The organism is Belliella aquatica (genome assembly GCF_014637795.1).
In the GTDB taxonomy this organism is placed as follows: domain Bacteria; phylum Bacteroidota; class Bacteroidia; order Cytophagales; family Cyclobacteriaceae; genus Belliella; species Belliella aquatica.
Genome location: NZ_BMFD01000014.1, coordinates 87,450 through 102,630, shown reverse-complemented (window position 1 = coordinate 102,630; position 15,181 = coordinate 87,450). Strand labels below are relative to the sequence as shown.

General features: G+C 37.3%; 16 protein-coding genes. 3 read left to right on the top strand and 13 right to left on the bottom strand.

What is annotated here, in order from left to right; all coding sequences use genetic code 11:
• Window positions 1-187: 187 nt before the first annotated feature.
• The 4 genes from IEV57_RS15845 to IEV57_RS15830 all read right to left on the bottom strand — a co-directional run bounded on the left by IEV57_RS15845 (window position 188) and on the right by IEV57_RS15830 (window position 4,600).
• Entirely contained in the window at window positions 188-469 is a 282-nt protein-coding gene (locus tag IEV57_RS15845; RefSeq protein ID WP_188444021.1) for a DUF4834 family protein, read from the bottom strand.
• A 35-nt stretch (window positions 470-504) separates the two neighbouring features.
• Window positions 505-3,324: a carbamoyl-phosphate synthase large subunit gene (carB, locus tag IEV57_RS15840; protein ID WP_188444020.1), complete on the bottom strand. Its 2,820-nt coding sequence runs from the start codon at window positions 3,322-3,324 to the stop codon at window positions 505-507.
• A 124-nt stretch (window positions 3,325-3,448) separates the two neighbouring features.
• The gene (locus IEV57_RS15835) at window positions 3,449-4,078 is read right to left on the bottom strand and encodes a hypothetical protein (protein ID WP_014771348.1); all 630 of its coding nucleotides are present in this window, start codon (window positions 4,076-4,078) and stop codon (window positions 3,449-3,451) included.
• 36 nt (window positions 4,079-4,114) lie between these two features.
• Complete coding sequence (locus IEV57_RS15830; RefSeq protein ID WP_188444019.1) at window positions 4,115-4,600, bottom strand: peptide deformylase; 486 nt, start codon at window positions 4,598-4,600, stop codon at window positions 4,115-4,117.
• A gap of 71 nt (window positions 4,601-4,671) precedes the next feature.
• Between IEV57_RS15830 and IEV57_RS15825 the strand changes: the two genes are divergently transcribed.
• Genes IEV57_RS15825 through IEV57_RS15815 form a run of 3 tightly spaced genes read left to right on the top strand, consistent with a single transcriptional unit; the run spans window position 4,672 to window position 6,757 of the window.
• Complete coding sequence (locus tag IEV57_RS15825; protein WP_188444018.1) at window positions 4,672-5,217, top strand: RNA polymerase sigma factor; 546 nt, start codon at window positions 4,672-4,674, stop codon at window positions 5,215-5,217.
• Window positions 5,214-5,945 carry a hypothetical protein gene (locus tag IEV57_RS15820; protein WP_188444017.1) on the top strand — a complete coding sequence of 244 codons (732 nt, stop codon included), beginning with the start codon at window positions 5,214-5,216 and terminating at the stop codon, window positions 5,943-5,945. The genes IEV57_RS15825 and IEV57_RS15820 overlap by 4 nt, the downstream gene beginning before the upstream one ends.
• 59 nt (window positions 5,946-6,004) lie before the next feature.
• Window positions 6,005-6,757, top strand: coding sequence for a hypothetical protein (locus IEV57_RS15815; protein WP_188444016.1), 753 nt, complete (start codon window positions 6,005-6,007; stop codon window positions 6,755-6,757).
• Between the two features lie 91 nt (window positions 6,758-6,848).
• On the opposite strand, the gene IEV57_RS15810 is transcribed toward IEV57_RS15815, so the two are convergent.
• From IEV57_RS15810 to IEV57_RS15770, 9 genes are all read right to left on the bottom strand, one after another.
• A complete protein-coding gene (locus IEV57_RS15810; protein ID WP_188444015.1) occupies window positions 6,849-7,205 on the bottom strand; it encodes a helix-turn-helix domain-containing protein in 357 nt (118 codons plus the stop codon).
• Between the two features lies 1 nt (window position 7,206).
• Window positions 7,207-7,500, bottom strand: coding sequence for a type II toxin-antitoxin system HigB family toxin (locus IEV57_RS15805; RefSeq protein ID WP_188444014.1), 294 nt, complete (start codon window positions 7,498-7,500; stop codon window positions 7,207-7,209).
• Between the two features lie 76 nt (window positions 7,501-7,576).
• Entirely contained in the window at window positions 7,577-8,155 is a 579-nt protein-coding gene (locus IEV57_RS15800; protein ID WP_188444013.1) for a precorrin-2 dehydrogenase/sirohydrochlorin ferrochelatase family protein, read from the bottom strand.
• Window positions 8,156-8,470: 315 nt separating this feature from the next.
• Window positions 8,471-9,250, bottom strand: coding sequence for a uroporphyrinogen-III C-methyltransferase (cobA, locus tag IEV57_RS15795; RefSeq protein WP_188444012.1), 780 nt, complete (start codon window positions 9,248-9,250; stop codon window positions 8,471-8,473).
• Window positions 9,247-11,349, bottom strand: a complete 2,103-nt coding sequence (locus tag IEV57_RS15790; RefSeq protein WP_188444011.1) for a ferredoxin-like domain-containing protein — start codon at window positions 11,347-11,349, stop codon at window positions 9,247-9,249. The genes cobA and IEV57_RS15790 overlap by 4 nt, the downstream gene beginning before the upstream one ends.
• A gap of 115 nt (window positions 11,350-11,464) precedes the next feature.
• On the bottom strand, window positions 11,465-12,721 hold the full coding sequence (locus IEV57_RS15785) for a sulfate adenylyltransferase subunit 1 (RefSeq protein WP_188444010.1): 1,257 nt from the start codon (window positions 12,719-12,721) through the stop codon (window positions 11,465-11,467).
• A gap of 290 nt (window positions 12,722-13,011) precedes the next feature.
• Window positions 13,012-13,911, bottom strand: coding sequence for a sulfate adenylyltransferase subunit CysD (cysD, locus tag IEV57_RS15780; protein ID WP_188444009.1), 900 nt, complete (start codon window positions 13,909-13,911; stop codon window positions 13,012-13,014).
• 259 nt (window positions 13,912-14,170) lie between these two features.
• The gene (locus IEV57_RS15775) at window positions 14,171-14,875 is read right to left on the bottom strand and encodes a phosphoadenylyl-sulfate reductase (RefSeq protein ID WP_229744537.1); all 705 of its coding nucleotides are present in this window, start codon (window positions 14,873-14,875) and stop codon (window positions 14,171-14,173) included.
• The gene (locus tag IEV57_RS15770; protein WP_014771361.1) at window positions 14,850-15,122 is read right to left on the bottom strand and encodes a DUF2061 domain-containing protein; all 273 of its coding nucleotides are present in this window, start codon (window positions 15,120-15,122) and stop codon (window positions 14,850-14,852) included. Before IEV57_RS15770 ends, IEV57_RS15775 begins: the two co-directional genes overlap by 26 nt.
• Window positions 15,123-15,181 lie beyond the last annotated feature (59 nt).

Genomic DNA, 15,181 nt, shown 5'->3' with positions numbered 1-15,181 from the left:
CAAAAAAACCTTATTGAAACTGATTTCAATAAGGTTTTTGTAAATAATTTTAAATCAATACGTTACAGGGTTTTTACCAACTATTTTTGACCATTAGATCTCAAAAATAATTTGCTCTTATATTAAATGTAAAAAGCCTGTCAATCATCAAGATTTGCAGGCTTTTTACATTTGGTGACAAAAATAATTAATCCTTCACTTCTTCATAATCTACATAGTCGCCACCTTTGATTTCCTTAGAGCGTTTTGCTTTAAAGTTTTCAGGAATGTGATCGACATTTACATTTCCGTTTTTAGGAGTAGTATTCCTGTTTTGAGATTGCTGATGTTCTCTAGCCGCCTCATTTACCTGCTGCGCAAATTTGGCCAATTTACTTCTCAGAAAATACCTGATCAGTTGTCCAAGCAGCCATCCAACTCCTAGAATAATTACTAATGCTTTTACCAATTTTTTTAAATTTTTATTCATTTGGGAATTGGAGATTTTCCAATTCCCAAATCAAATTATCTACTTAAATATAAGTTTCTTTCACTATAAATCTTCAAGAAGAAATCATCCATTAAATCCTCAATAAAATAAATTGCTTCTCCTGTGGATTTCATTTCAGGACCTAACTCTTTATTGACATTAGGGAATTTGTGGAAAGAGAAAACAGGTTCTTTGATTGCATAACCCTTTTTGACAGGTTTGAATTCAAAGTCTGTTACTTTATTTTCTCCTAACATCACCTTGGTCGCATAATTCACATAAGGCTCCTGATATGCTTTACAGATAAATGGAACGGTTCTAGACGCTCTTGGGTTTGCCTCAATGATATAAACTTTATCATTTTTGATTGCGAACTGAATATTGATCAGTCCTTTTGTTTTAAGCGCCAAAGCAATCTTATGCGTATAAGTTTCTATCTGTCTGATTACTAGATCTCCCAAGTTGTATGGAGGCAATACCGCGTAAGAATCTCCAGAATGAACTCCCGCAGGCTCGATATGCTGCATGATTCCGATGATATAAACATTTTCACCATCACAGATCGCATCTGCTTCTGCTTCAATTGCACCTTCTAAGAAGTGGTCAAGCAAGATTTCATTGTTAGGGATATCTCTCAACACATTAACAACGTGCTCTTCAAGTTCTTTTTCGTTGATGACGATTTTCATCCCTTGCCCGCCAAGTACATAAGAAGGTCTGACCAAAAGAGGGAAACCAAGTCTCTTGCACAGCTCTAAAGCTTCATCTGTACTGTGGATGGTCCCAAACTCAGGATAAGGCACATCATTTTCTTTCAAGAGCTGAGAAAATCTTCCTCTATCTTCTGCCAAATCAAGCGCTTCGTAGCTGGTTCCAATGATTTTGATACCATATTTATCAAGCTTCTCAGCTAATTTCAAAGCAGTCTGACCACCTAATTGAACAATTACACCTAAAGGATTTTCCTGAAGGATGATTTCATAGATATGCTCCCAGAATACTGGTTCAAAATAAAGCTTATCAGAAATATCAAAGTCTGTAGAAACAGTCTCAGGATTACAATTGATCATGATGGTCTCGTAGCCACATTCTTTAGCTGCCAACACACCATGAACACATGAATAATCAAACTCAATTCCTTGACCTACTCGGTTTGGACCTGATCCAAGCACAACGACTTTTTTCTTATTGCTAGCTATTGATTCATTCTCTTCTCCGAAGGTGGAATAATAATACGGAGTCTGTGCTTCAAATTCAGCTGAACAAGTATCCACAAGTTTATAAACTCGCTTGATGCCCATTTCCTTGTAACGCTTATCAAAAACCTCACTTTCAAGACAACCAAGTAAATGAGCCAACTGACGATCAGCATAGCCTTTCATCTTTGCCATTTCCATCAAATCCCTTGGGATACTTTCAAGACCATGCTTCTCAATTTCCTTTTCTAATAGGATCAGCTCCTCAATCTGCTTCAAAAACCACTTATCGATCTTTGTGAGGTCCTGTATAGTTCTAAAGGAGATCCCCAATTTGAAGGCATCGTAAATATGGAATAATCTATTCCAACTAGGATTAGCAAGACTGTAAAGGATCTCGTTTTGGTTTTTGAGTTCTTTACCATCTGCTCCTAAACCATTTCTCTTAATTTCTAATGACTGACAAGCTTTTTGAAGTGCTTCTTGGAAATTTCTTCCAATTCCCATTACCTCTCCTACTGCTTTCATAGAAAGTCCAAGTCTTCTGTCAGATCCTTTGAATTTGTCAAAGTTCCATCTTGGGATTTTTACAATCACATAATCAATCGAAGGCTCAAAAAATGCGGAGGTTGTTCCTGTGATAGAATTTTTCAATTCATCAAGATTATAGCCAACTGCTAATTTTGCAGCTACCTTTGCAATTGGATAGCCTGTAGCTTTCGAAGCCAAAGCAGATGAACGAGAAACTCTTGGGTTGATTTCAATCCCAATAATATCTTTGTTGTCAGGACTTACCGCAAACTGCACATTACAACCACCTGCAAAAGTACCTATGCTATTCATCATGGTGATGGCATAGTTTCGCATTCTTTGATACACTGTATCAGGAAGTGTTTGGGCAGGTGCTACTGTGATCGAATCTCCCGTATGAACACCCATTGGGTCAAAGTTTTCGATAGAACAGATTACAATCATGTTCCCGATATTATCACGCATCACCTCAAGTTCATATTCCTTCCAACCCATGATACTTTGCTCAATCAGGACTTCGTGAACCGGCGAGGCCTCAAGTCCAGACATCAAAAGCTTTTCGAAGTCCTCGGCTTTCTCGACAAAAGCTCCACCTGCACCTCCCAGAGTATAGGATGCCCTGATGATAAGTGGAAAACCGATTTCTTGAGCGATCTCTTTTCCTTGAAGAAATGAAGTAGCGGTAGCACCTTTGCAGACGCCTACTCCAATTTTTTCTAATAATACTTTAAATTTCTCTCTATTTTCGGCTGTATCGATGGCGTCGATATCCACGCCGATCATTCTTACTCCGAATTTTTTCCAAATTCCAGCTACATCACAGTCGATAGCAAGATTGAGCGCTGTCTGTCCACCCATCGTAGGCAAAACACAATCGATGGTAGGGTGATCCTTTAGAATTTGAATGATGGATTTCTTTTCTAATGGGAGCAAATACACGTTGTCAGCAGTGACTGGATCAGTCATGATGGTCGCTGGATTGGAATTGATAAGCGTGACAGTGATGCCTTCTTCTCTGAGTGACCTAGCGGCTTGAGAGCCTGCGTAGTCAAATTCACAAGCTTGACCGATGACGATGGGACCTGAACCGATGATGAGTACGTGTTTGATACTGCTATCCTTAGGCATTATGAGTGAGGGTTTAAGAGGTGTAAATACTTATGGCTAAATTGGTGCAAATTTAGACAAAATTTTTAAAGTAGCCTGACAGAATAGGAATAGTTCGCCTAAAAGGATCAATAAACTTTCAAATTCATCTCAAATATCCCCTTGATCTCAAGTCTTTATATATTTCTTCAATATCTTCAGGGATATCTCTTGAAGTCAACCAATTTACATCTAAACCATTAAAAATAGCCATTTTCATGATATATGGGTTATCTCCTATGATATTTCCAAGTTCTGCAAGTTCATCTTTAAACTCTAGTCTAAAATCTGGATGAAGTTTATTAATCAATAAAAGTATTTTAAAAACTCTTGCTACTACTGCCGTTGAAAACTTCTGAGCCTTAGATGGGTGAGATCTAAATATCCTATCTTTATTCTTAGACAGAACTTCGATTAATAAAAATATATTCAATTCGATTTCACCAATTTTGTCTTTTGTTGTTGAGACATGCTCATTAATTATCCCACTCAGAGATCGAACATCCATGCTGAGGTATCCAATTGAATAATGGTCATTACTAATAGATTGAATTTGTTTTCCCAAGGCTTCACGAACCTTTTCTCTTTCTTCTTCTACAGAATAATCGCTAATTAGCTCAAAATAAAGGCGATTAGCCAACTTCATATCTTTTCGGAGCAAACGAAATAATAATTTGTCTTTTTCCTTGTCAGGAAGATTACTAATTGCCTCTTTAAATTCTTTTGAAAATGACATATTTTCCTTTTCTATCAAACGTGAATATACAAAAACTCAACCTTTCCACTGAAAACTCTTGTCGTCAATAGCGCGCATGGTACATAAAACACCATTCAAATGATCATATTCATGTTGGACAAGTTCTGAAATATCATTTGAAACGTCCCAAAATTGCTTTTCCCAGTTTTCATCCAAGTATTCTAAAGTAAGTGATTGATGCCTTTTGACTTTGACCAGCAGATTTGGAAAACTCATACAATCATCCCAAAGCTCAAACATTTCTTCACTTTGATTTTGCAATACAGGATTGATAATGATATAAGGGCGATCAAGATTCAAATAAAAAAGTCGCTTCATAATCCCAAGTTGCGGCGCGGCAATCCCTCTTCCGAAGCCATAAACTCTCCGAATATCTTCCATGGCATCATGGAGATCTTTTGCCCAATCATCTACTAAGTGAAGTTCTTCTTTCTGTACAGGTTTACAAACTTCATATAATCTTGGATCTCCAAGCTTCACAATATCATCTACAGTCTTCATTCTTTGTTTTTTGAAGAATATTAGGTTTTTTTCCACTTCCTTCCAACCTTTTTTAGATAAGAATACTCTTTATGTTGAATATGGTAAAAAACTACTCCAATGAAGATGAACTGATCCAAGCCTGCAAAGAGCAAAATGCTCAGGCTCAGTTTGCGCTTTTTGAGAAGTACAAAGTAGCCATGTTCAACTTGATCTATAGAATCTGCAATGACTATGACCAAGCGAATGACTACTTGCAAGAAGGCTTTATCGATGTTTTTAGAAACATCAAAAACTTCCGAGAAGAATCAACTCTTGGAGCCTGGGTCAAAACAATTATGATCCGAAAAGCACTCAAAGGAATTCGGTCCGAGATTGCATTTGAAGAATTGAATGAGGATATCAAATCAAATGATTTGCTGCTAGATCAATGGATAGATGCAGAAATGCTCGATCAGGCAATCAGAAATTTACCCGAATCAAGCCGAGCGGTCTTTGTCCTTTATGAAATCGAGGGCTATTCCAATCAAGAAATCTCCAACATGCTCAAAGTGACTATTGGAACTTCCAAATCGCAGCTTCATTACGCTAAAAAACTATTAAAGAAAGCCCTAAGCAAAACCTACTATTCAAAATGAAAGATCCTGAACATAATTCTTGGAAAAACCGCTTGCCAGAGCATCTTCCAGATGAAATTGTCTGGGATAGAATCTTGGACAAAAAATCCTTAGATCAGCAGGTGTCGAATCTGAAAAATCAGCTACCTATTCATACTCCAAAAGAAAATTTATGGTTTGGGATACAGAAAGGCATAGAACGCAAAAAGCGAATAATAGCATTTTATAGATTTTCTGCAGCAGCAGTATTCCTTTTTGGAATTTGGGGGATGATTTGGTTAGCGAAGCAACAAAACGATTTTAAAGAAGAGTTCTTGATGACTGACATTACAAATACAATCATCATCCAACCAACTTTGATCCATGCTCCACCACAAGATGTAAGGGAAATCAAAAGTACTTCACCTTCAAAAAACGAAATTCCAAATTCTCCTGAATTGATCCCAACTATTGAAAAGAAAGAGATAGTTAAGGCAATAGAAGTTGCTATTCCTCTCCCAGAAATATTCGTAGCGGAAATTTATACAGATGAAATAGAAGCTGAGCTTGACACTGCAAAGGACATCAAGGGGAGTAAAAAAGTCATCGCAGTCAATTGGGAAGAACCTAGGCGAAGAATCAAAATTGATGGATTCAATGTAGAACTTTCTGAAAAGGAATTGGAAGCAATAAACGAATTAAACAACAGAAAGAAAGGTAGGCTCAGGCTACAAATCAATGCGCTGACAGCCCGACTTTATGAACAATAAAACAGCTGAATACCTAAAATCCTGTGCACAGGGATTATTCAACCAAAACACACAAACCAATGAAAAAACTTATCATTTTAATCTTCTTATGTAGCTTCAGCTACCTTGCACAGGCACAATTGAAAAGTAATACGCCAAATTACACTTCCTCTTTCAAAAACTTTGCTGAAAAAAATCCAGATTATTTTACCGATACTTTGGTTTTCGTAATGCCAAATAAAGGTCAGCTCGAAGCTATCTTCAACTCAAATGATTATCCAAAGGATGATATAGAAGAAAAATTATTGCGGGCAGTCAAATCTATCAGAGACTTCAATGAAGATGGAGTCAGAACATATTATTTACACCCGAATTGGGCTGAAAACACTTTTATTGGAGCTATTAAAGATATAATTACCCAATATATTCCACATAGAAAGAGTTATACTCTAGGTATTCCTTTTGGCTTAGACTTTATTGGTGGAAAGTTTGCTCCTGAAATGGGATTTAGAACTGTAGTCAACTTAAAAAAAATAGGCTTAGGAGCCTCAATTACGAATTCAGTTTTTTTCTCTGACAAACCAGATGGTGGTGTTAATGTATTCCATAATCCATTTATAAATGCCGAGATTTTAATCAATCCTACTAAAGCTCCATGGAGTACAATTCAGATTGGTTACCTTTTGAATGATTCTGGTCCAGTCTTCCAAGGAACAACTTTAAAAGCATCTTATAGATATAATATCAAGGGAAACCTTCAACTTAACGGAGGTTTTATTTTCACAGACAATATAAAAACAATTATACCGACAGTGGGTGTTAGGTTGTTTTAATCTAAAATTCTAAAAATCAGGCTATACTCAGGTTTCTAGATCTAGAAGTATATCCTGATTTTTTCAAAAAAATTACTTCTATCTAAAACTCTTAATAATCTTGAATCAATACATCAGTTGGGATTTTTAAGTTGACACTTAGTTTTCTGATCATTTCTAAAGTTAGTTTACGTTTTTTATTCATGACTTCACTAACGCGACTTTTAAAACCAATCATCTCAACCAAGTCCTTTTGCTTTAATCCCATCTGTTCCATTCTAAAATTAATTGCAGCAATGGGGTCAGGCATTTCAATTGGGAAATTCTCTTTTTCGTAGTTATCAATGATAATGGATAAGATTTCCAATTCATCACCTTCCTCAGTACCTTTCTTAGCATCAAAAATCACCTCTAATCTAGCAAGTGCATTTTGATAATCTTTCTCGTTTTTTATTGGTTTAATTTTCATCTTAAATTTCGTTTGCATTGATTTTATCGTACTCAGCATGCGTCCCAATAAACCGTATCCAACAAAGCTGATATTCAAAGTTGAACTTGGCAATTAATCGATAATCATTTCCTTTAATGTTGAAAACAATTCGATTATTTTTTAGAATACTTGCACTAGGATACTCTCTTTTAAGATCTTGAATGGATGACCAATTAGATTTTTCAGTTTCACGATACCAAATTTTCAATTGTTGTTCACAATTAGCATGCTTTTCCCAAAAATCTCTTAAAGTTCCTCTAGAAAATATTTTCACACCAAATTACTTGTTTAAAACAAATATAAAGAAAAAAGTTACCAAAACGATAACTTTTAACTACTTGTTTTAATTCTTAACCCTTCTTCTCCACCAATAACTCTGTGATGTCGTTCATGGCTTTGACCTTGTACTCAAAATCACCTTTGAGCGTATCGCGATATGCGTTGAGGTTTTGTAGCAGGTCATCAATTTCTTCGGGGAGTACTTCTTCCAGTAGCTGTCGAAGCCTTTTGGCTGTAGTAGGAGATTTTCCATTGGTGCTGATCGCAATTTTTAGATTTCCTTTCGTGACGATTCCACCCAAATAAAAATCACAAAGCTCTGGTGTATCTGCTACATTGACAAGAATATATCTTTCTTTGGCCTCATCATGAATCTGTCTGTTGATCTCAGGAAAGTTCGTCGCTGCAATGACGATATGCTTCCCCCCAAGATACTTCTCGTGATACACATCTTGAATCAGAGTAACATTGGTTGCTACCTCTGCTAGTTCCAAAAATTCAGCATTGAATTCTTTTGAAACTGCCGTCACCTGAGCTTCGGGACTACTTTTGAGTAGGAAACTCAACTTTTCCGTCCCCACAAACCCTCCACCAACGAGCAGAAAGTTTAATTCATGGGCTTTGAGGAAGATGGGATATAATCGATTCATTTATTCTGATTTTTTTGAAGGAAATTGGATTGTAATAAAGTGGAAATACAATTGAAATAAAGTGGAAATAGGGTGGAAATAAAGTGGAAATACGATTGATATGTGATTGAAACAGGAACTTTTGCAGAAATCCATATAGCGAAAGGATTCGGAGCAATTTAGATATAGAATAGAAATATGGTGGAAATACATTTGAAATGTATTGAAATAGGGGGATAAATATTTCGCAAAGCAAATTTCGGCGAAGCTATATTTCTATCTTATTTCACAACGTATATTTCAACTTTATTTCGCGAAGCATAATTCTAAAATATATCAAACCCGATTGATTTCAACACTAACCACTTCCTGATAAATTTCTTTCAACCTGTAACTTTCCTTGACCACTTCACCAATGATGATGATGGCTGGGGCGGCTATTTTTGCATTTTCTGCTTTGATAAGAATGTCATCTATGTAACCTGCTACTAATTTTTCTTCCTTGGTGGTTCCATTTTGAATGATCGCTATAGGAAGATCATTTCGGTCATATTGCTGATAAAGGCTGACTATTTCTGGAAGTTTCTTTGTTCCCATAAGAATCACAACCGTTGCCGTGGATTGGGCTGCTAGTGCGATATCCCTGGAAATTTCTCCGCTGCTCGTCGTACCCGTGATCACCCAAAAACTTTCAGAAACACCCCGTTTGGTAACAGGTATTCCCACTTGAGCTGGAACAGCCACCGATGAACTGATTCCAGAAATAACCTCGGTTGGAATTCCAAAAGCTTCGATGTAATCAATCTCTTCCGATCCCCTTCCAAAGACAAAAGGATCACCCCCCTTTAATCTCACTACATGACCATGCTTAAGTGCATTCTCCACACAAAGCTTATTGGTATCCTCCTGTGGCAAAGAATGCTTACCTACCCTTTTCCCAACAAAGATTTTAATCGCTTGTGCAGGTGCATGCTTGAGTAAAACAGGGTCTATCAAGGCATCATAAAGCACAACATCTGCTTTGTTGAGTGCAAGAATTCCTTTTAGTGTGATCAACTCTGGATCACCTGGACCAGCCCCTAGAAGGGTTACTTTAGGTTTACTGTCTCGTATCATGCACTTACCTCTTTTGCTCTGTAATTACTGATTGTTTCAAAAACCTGCTGTGCAGTTGCAAAGTATTCCCTCGCAAATGCCTCAGTTGGTTCGTTGCTTTTTATCTGATATGTAATATTCTCGATAGAATCCTTCAGGTCGATTTTACCAGTTTCTGTAAATTGCTCATCGTATTGCTTTAGGATACTGGCATGTGAATTTGTGTTGATTCCCTCTGCGAGTAAAATTGCCTTGGCTGTATTCACCAATCCTGCATAAGTGTGGTAAATTGCATCAGACCAAGCTCCTGTTTCTAAACTTTCTTCTGCATTGGCTATTTTTTCCCTCGCCTCTAAGAGTAGAGTAGACACCAAGTCGATAATTACTCCGGCACATTCTCCTACACCGATCTCTTTGACGTAAGGATCATTATTTCCCCAATCGACGAAATCACTTTCTACTACATCTTCGATATTGGCAGTTTCTTTCAATAATTCGTAGAAATACATCTGTCCCTGACGGTCGTAGTAGGCAAGGAAATTTTCTGCTTCAAATGCATTTGCTTCAAAATCGTCCAGCAAAATTCTCAAAGCCTGTGGTCCTCTCTTACTTGGGATTTTGATGACTTTATCTGCAAACCTTCCTTCTCCATTTCCTAAAGTTCCTCCACCAAGCAATACTTGAAGCGCAGGAAGCACATGTTTCCCAGCTTTGATGGACATGCCTTGGAAGCCAATAGATGCCATATTGTGTTGCCCACAAGCATTCATACAGCCTGAGATTTTTATTGTCAGGTCTTTGTTGCTGAGATATTGAGGATATTCGTTGAAAATCACATCTTCGAGTACACCTGCCGCTCCTGTGCTAGATGCAATCCCAAGATTACAAGTATCCGTACCCGGACATGCCGTGATATCTCCAAAAGTGTTGTATCCTCTATCTACAAAACCGAGTTTTTTGAGTTCTTGGTAGAAAAAAGGAATCAATTCTTCTTTCACATCTCTAATCAGTATATTTTGTCTGAGTGTAAATCTCAATTCATTATTTGCATATTTTTTTACCAAATCAGCCAGTAATCTTGCCTTATCTGTATAAAAATCGCCAAGCTTAACTTTGATGCCAATAGCAACAAATCCAATTTGCTTTTGCGGTATGATATTGGTCAATTTCCATTGCTCATATGCTAATTCTTTTGGTTCTTCAACTTTAACTATTTCTGGAGAAGGTTGAATTTGCGATGCTTCATAGGCTTTATACTCGATGGGATAGGTTTTAAAAGGAAGCGACAATTCTTCCACTTTGACCAAATCTAGAAATGTTTCTAAGCCTAAATCTTTGACCAAAAATTTCATTCTGGCTTTCATTCTTTTGGCTCTTTCTCCATATCGGTCGAATATTCTGATGACACTTTCGATGAAAGGAATCAGTTTATCCGTAGGTAAAAACTCATACACTGCATCAGCATGTCTCGGCTGAGAACCAAGTCCACCTCCTAGCAAAATCTTGAATCCTCTTATTTGCTCACCATTCTCCTCTTTCACTTTTGGAATCACGCCAATATCATGCAGGTAAGCCAAAGCAGTATCTTCATCACTGGATGAAAAAGCGATTTTGAATTTCCTTCCCATTTCCTGAGAAATTGGGTTTCTAAGAAAATACTGGAATGACGCCTCTGCAAAAGGGGTTACATCAAATGGCTCATTAGGATCAATTCCTGCCATTTCAGAGGCCGTCACATTTCTAACGGTATTCCCACAAGCTTCACGGATTGTCACATCATCCTTCTCCAACTCAGCCCACAATTCTGGTGTCTGATCGATTTTGACATAATGGATCTGAATATCTTGACGGGTGGTGATATGAAGTCTTCCTGTGGAGTATTTATCCGAAACTTGAGAGATTCTGTGAAGCTGCTCGGAAGTAACTCTTCCATAAGGAAGCTTAATTCTGATCATCTGTACACCTTGCTGCCGCTGACCATAGATTCCACGGGCAAGTCTTAAGCTTCTGAATTTTTCATCATCAATTTTACCTTCCTTGAAAAGCGCGATTTTTCTTTCCAATTCGATAATGTCTTTTTCTACAACCGGGTTTTCTATTTCTGTTCTAAAGCTTTGCATAATATTTATTCTCTATCGGTTTTATAGGTTATTTTGTTGTACGAAGTACCAAGTACGATGTACAATGTGTTTCATGTAGCTTATATGATTTGATTTTTAGTAGATTCTAAAATCTTCAATTTATAAACCCAACACTAACTGTATCATAGGAACCTTCGTCAATTAGGATAAAGCTACCCGTGGATTTATTTTGTTTGTAAGAATCAAAGTGAATCGCTTTACTCAATTTGAATGTCACCTGACCGATGTCATTCAGTTTTAGCTGATCTGTTGCCTCTTCTCCTGAAAAATCGGTGTGGATTCTTCCTTGAATACTCTCAACTTTAGCTAGGACTCTGTTGACTCCATGTTGAAGCGTATATTTATCTCCAACCTTCAATGGTTTAGCATTGACTTGACAGATGGTTGCGGAAATTAATTTTTCTGATTTTGGCAAATCGGAATTCTTCACGATGGTATCACCTCTACTCACATTCACCTCATCTTCCAAAGTAATCGTGATAGATGAACCAATTGCTGCTTCTTCTACTTCTTTTTCAAAAAAGTGAATGGCTTTGATTTTGGAGGTGGTCAATGAAGGCAAAACCGTGATGCTATCTCCTTTTTTCAGATTTCCACCGTAAACTTTCCCTGCAAAACCTCTGAAATCATGGTAAGCTTCTGTTTTTGGTCTAATGACAAATTGAACAGGGAATCTTGCAGCACTACTTTCTTGCAAATCTGCCGGTTCCAAAACTTCAAGATGATCTAAAAGTGTATTTCCGATATACCAATTCATCAAATCAGATTTTTGGGAAACATTCTCTCCTTTCAAAGCTGAAATAGGAATAAAGGTAATTTGATCAGTAGAGAAGTCACTTTTCGCCACCAATTCCTCAAAATCAGATTTGATCTTCAAATAAACCTCTTCATCATAGTCAACCAAATCCATCTTGTTGACAGCAACAACCACATGACTCAATCTTAGCAAATTGCTGATAAAAAAATGGCGATAAGTCTGCTCTATCACGCCTTTTCTTGCATCGATTAAGATAATGGCAACTTGAGAAGTCGAAGCTCCTGTAACCATGTTTCTTGTATACTCCACATGACCCGGTGTGTCAGCGACGATGAAATTGGTCTTGTCGGTATTAAAATAAATATGCGCTACATCGATAGTTATTCCTTGTTCCCGCTCGGCTACCAATCCATCTGTCGCCAAAGAAAAATCCAAGTAGTCATATCCTCGTTGCTTGCTATTTCTTTCGATTGCTTCCAATTTATCAGAAGTCAATGATCCGGTGTCATACAATAATCTTCCAATTAAAGTACTCTTCCCATCATCCACCGAACCGGCAGTAGCTATTTTTATTAATTTTCTATTTTCAGCCATCTTACTTTTATTTACTCTCGCGGATTTCGCAGATTCCACGGGTTTCTCTTTTAAATTTTTTCTGGTAAAGTCATTTTCAAAACTTGATTTTTTATAGAATTTCTCTACTTCGATTAAAGAAGTTCAACCCTTTCAGGGTTGTTCAAACCAGCATGAAAACCCTATCTCTATTCCCCGCATTGCATACGGGGCTATTGAAAGTTTAACCCCTTTGGGGTTTTTCTTGCCTAATTTTCCCATCATTTATTTTATTATAAATAGAGTGCAAAGTCTTGAATCTTGAGTCTCTCTTAAAAATACCCAACCTTCTTTCTTTTCTCCATCGCTGCTTCGGAGCGTTTGTCGTCAATTCTCGCACCTCGTTCTGAAATGGTTGAAAGACGAATTTCATCAACAACTGCTTCCAAGGTATCCGCATCTGAAAGTACAGCAGCTGTACAAGTCATGTCACCAACTGTTCTAAATCGTACCATTCTTTCCACTACTTCCTCAGAATTATCTCTGTAAACATGCTGATTTGCTGTCCAAACCATCCCGTCTCTAAAGAACACTTCCCTTTTGTGAGCGAAATAGATAGAAGGAATTTTCATGTCTTCATTTTTGATATATTCCCAAACATCCAGTTCTGTCCAGTTTGAAATAGGGAAAACTCTTACATTTTGACCTTGATGGATTTTCCCATTAAGCATGTCAAAAAGTTCTGGTCTTTGATTCTTTTCATCCCACTGACCAAAATCGTCCCTTACTGAAAATACACGCTCCTTTGCTCTCGCCTTTTCTTCATCTCTTCGCGCTCCACCAATACAAGCATCAAACTTGAACTCTTCTATTGCATCCAATAAAGTGGTAGTCTGCAGTGTGTTTCTACTTGCGTACCTTCCTCGTTCCTCAGTAACTTTTCCTTGATCGATTGAATCTTGTACATTTCTGACAATCAATTCCAAGCCAAGTTCTTCGACTAGCTGATCACGGAATGCTATAGTCTCTGGAAAATTATGTCCCGTATCAATATGCAAAAGAGGAAAAGGAATTCTCGCAGGATAAAATGCTTTCTGTGCCAATCTTACCAAAGTGATGGAGTCTTTCCCTCCAGAAAAAAGCAATACAGGCTTCTCAAACTGAGCCGCTACTTCCCGCAAAATATGGATCGATTCCGCTTCTTTTGGATTTGGTATAAATAGGTTTGACATATTTATTTTAGATTTTTGATTTTTGATTTCTGATTTTTGTCGAAAATTGCGACAGCCATCATTTTCATGTTTTATCTCTGTAATTTTATTAGCAGTCTAAAGACTGCTAGTTTTTGGTCCAAGACTAAAGTCTTTAACCATTTGTTACCCACTTCATTATTCTTTATTCGACATTCTAAATTTTTAATAATGAATTCCGAATGATGAATCTTGAAGTTTGGTTAAACCTGTCTTGAATCTTGCGTCTTATGTCTTGTATCTATTTAGCATGCAAACCACACTCTTTCTTCGATTCTTCCCACCACCATCTTCCTGCTCTGGCATCTTCGCCATCTGAGATTGCTCGCGTGCATGGAGCACAGCCTATGCTAATAAATCCTTTATTATGCAGCGGATTGTAGGGTATGTTTTCTTGATTGATGTAAGCGATCATTTCATGATAAGACCAATCAAGTAAAGGGTTGTATTTGATAATTTGATTGGCTTCATCCCATTCCAACTTTTGCATATCACTTCTATTTGGACTTTGCTCCGCCCTTAACCCTGTTACCCATATGCTTTTTCCTGCCAAAGCTCTCTTAAGTGGTTCAACTTTACGTACATAGCAGCAGGATTTCCGGTTTTCTACTGAGTCATATAAGCCATTAATGCCTATTTCTCTGACCAAAGACTCCGCAGAAGATCGCTCTGGATAAAGCACTTCAATTCTTTTTTTATATTTACTTTCTGTGCGGGCGATCAAGTCTAAAGTTTCTGGAAATAACCTCCCTGTATCCAAAGAGAAAATTTGTATGGGGATATAATTGTCTGCAATCATATGGGTAATCACTTGATCTTCTTGACCCAGAGAAGTAGAAAAAACAACCTTTTCCCGAAAAAGATCAGCTAGGAATTGTAAGCCGTTCACAGGACCCAACTCATCTATCTTAAGCCTTAACTCAGGCAAACTCTTTTGTATGTTCATCTTTTTTCTCTTTTGTGAATTTTTCCCAAACTCTTTCATGAAAATAGTAGAGTACAATCTTGCTGATTACCTCAATTGAACCTATCGATAGAGCCATTTTCAATTGGCCAGTAATGAAATATGATATGACAATGGTGTCGAATGTCCCGACAATCCTCCAGGAAATAGATTTCAGGAAACTCTTGATATTGCTATCCTTTCCTGTGTTGTCCACAAACCATTTTTTGATCGGTTGATCCAGAATCATAATACTTTTATTAAAAGTTGAATTACAAAAGTATATAAACTCTACAATTTTTATAGGGT

Bases quoted from the DNA above. Each gene is read 5' to 3' on its own strand.
- carB (WP_188444020.1), bottom strand. From the start codon at position 3,324: ATGCCTAAGGATAGCAGTATCAAACACGTACTCATCATCGGTTCAGGT.
- IEV57_RS15845 (WP_188444021.1), bottom strand. From the start codon at position 469: ATGAATAAAAATTTAAAAAAATTGGTAAAAGCATTAGTAATTATTCTA.
- cobA (WP_188444012.1), bottom strand. From the start codon at position 9,250: ATGATACGAGACAGTAAACCTAAAGTAACCCTTCTAGGGGCTGGTCCA.
- IEV57_RS15775 (WP_229744537.1), bottom strand. From the start codon at position 14,875: ATGAACATACAAAAGAGTTTGCCTGAGTTAAGGCTTAAGATAGATGAG.
- cysD (WP_188444009.1), bottom strand. From the start codon at position 13,911: ATGTCAAACCTATTTATACCAAATCCAAAAGAAGCGGAATCGATCCAT.
- IEV57_RS15790 (WP_188444011.1), bottom strand. From the start codon at position 11,349: ATGCAAAGCTTTAGAACAGAAATAGAAAACCCGGTTGTAGAAAAAGAC.
- IEV57_RS15835 (WP_014771348.1), bottom strand. From the start codon at position 4,078: ATGTCATTTTCAAAAGAATTTAAAGAGGCAATTAGTAATCTTCCTGAC.
- IEV57_RS15800 (WP_188444013.1), bottom strand. From the start codon at position 8,155: ATGAATCGATTATATCCCATCTTCCTCAAAGCCCATGAATTAAACTTT.
- IEV57_RS15785 (WP_188444010.1), bottom strand. From the start codon at position 12,721: ATGGCTGAAAATAGAAAATTAATAAAAATAGCTACTGCCGGTTCGGTG.
- IEV57_RS15815 (WP_188444016.1), top strand. From the start codon at position 6,005: ATGAAAAAACTTATCATTTTAATCTTCTTATGTAGCTTCAGCTACCTT.
- IEV57_RS15820 (WP_188444017.1), top strand. From the start codon at position 5,214: ATGAAAGATCCTGAACATAATTCTTGGAAAAACCGCTTGCCAGAGCAT.
- IEV57_RS15825 (WP_188444018.1), top strand. From the start codon at position 4,672: ATGTTGAATATGGTAAAAAACTACTCCAATGAAGATGAACTGATCCAA.
- IEV57_RS15770 (WP_014771361.1), bottom strand. From the start codon at position 15,122: ATGATTCTGGATCAACCGATCAAAAAATGGTTTGTGGACAACACAGGA.
- IEV57_RS15810 (WP_188444015.1), bottom strand. From the start codon at position 7,205: ATGAAAATTAAACCAATAAAAAACGAGAAAGATTATCAAAATGCACTT.
- IEV57_RS15830 (WP_188444019.1), bottom strand. From the start codon at position 4,600: ATGAAGACTGTAGATGATATTGTGAAGCTTGGAGATCCAAGATTATAT.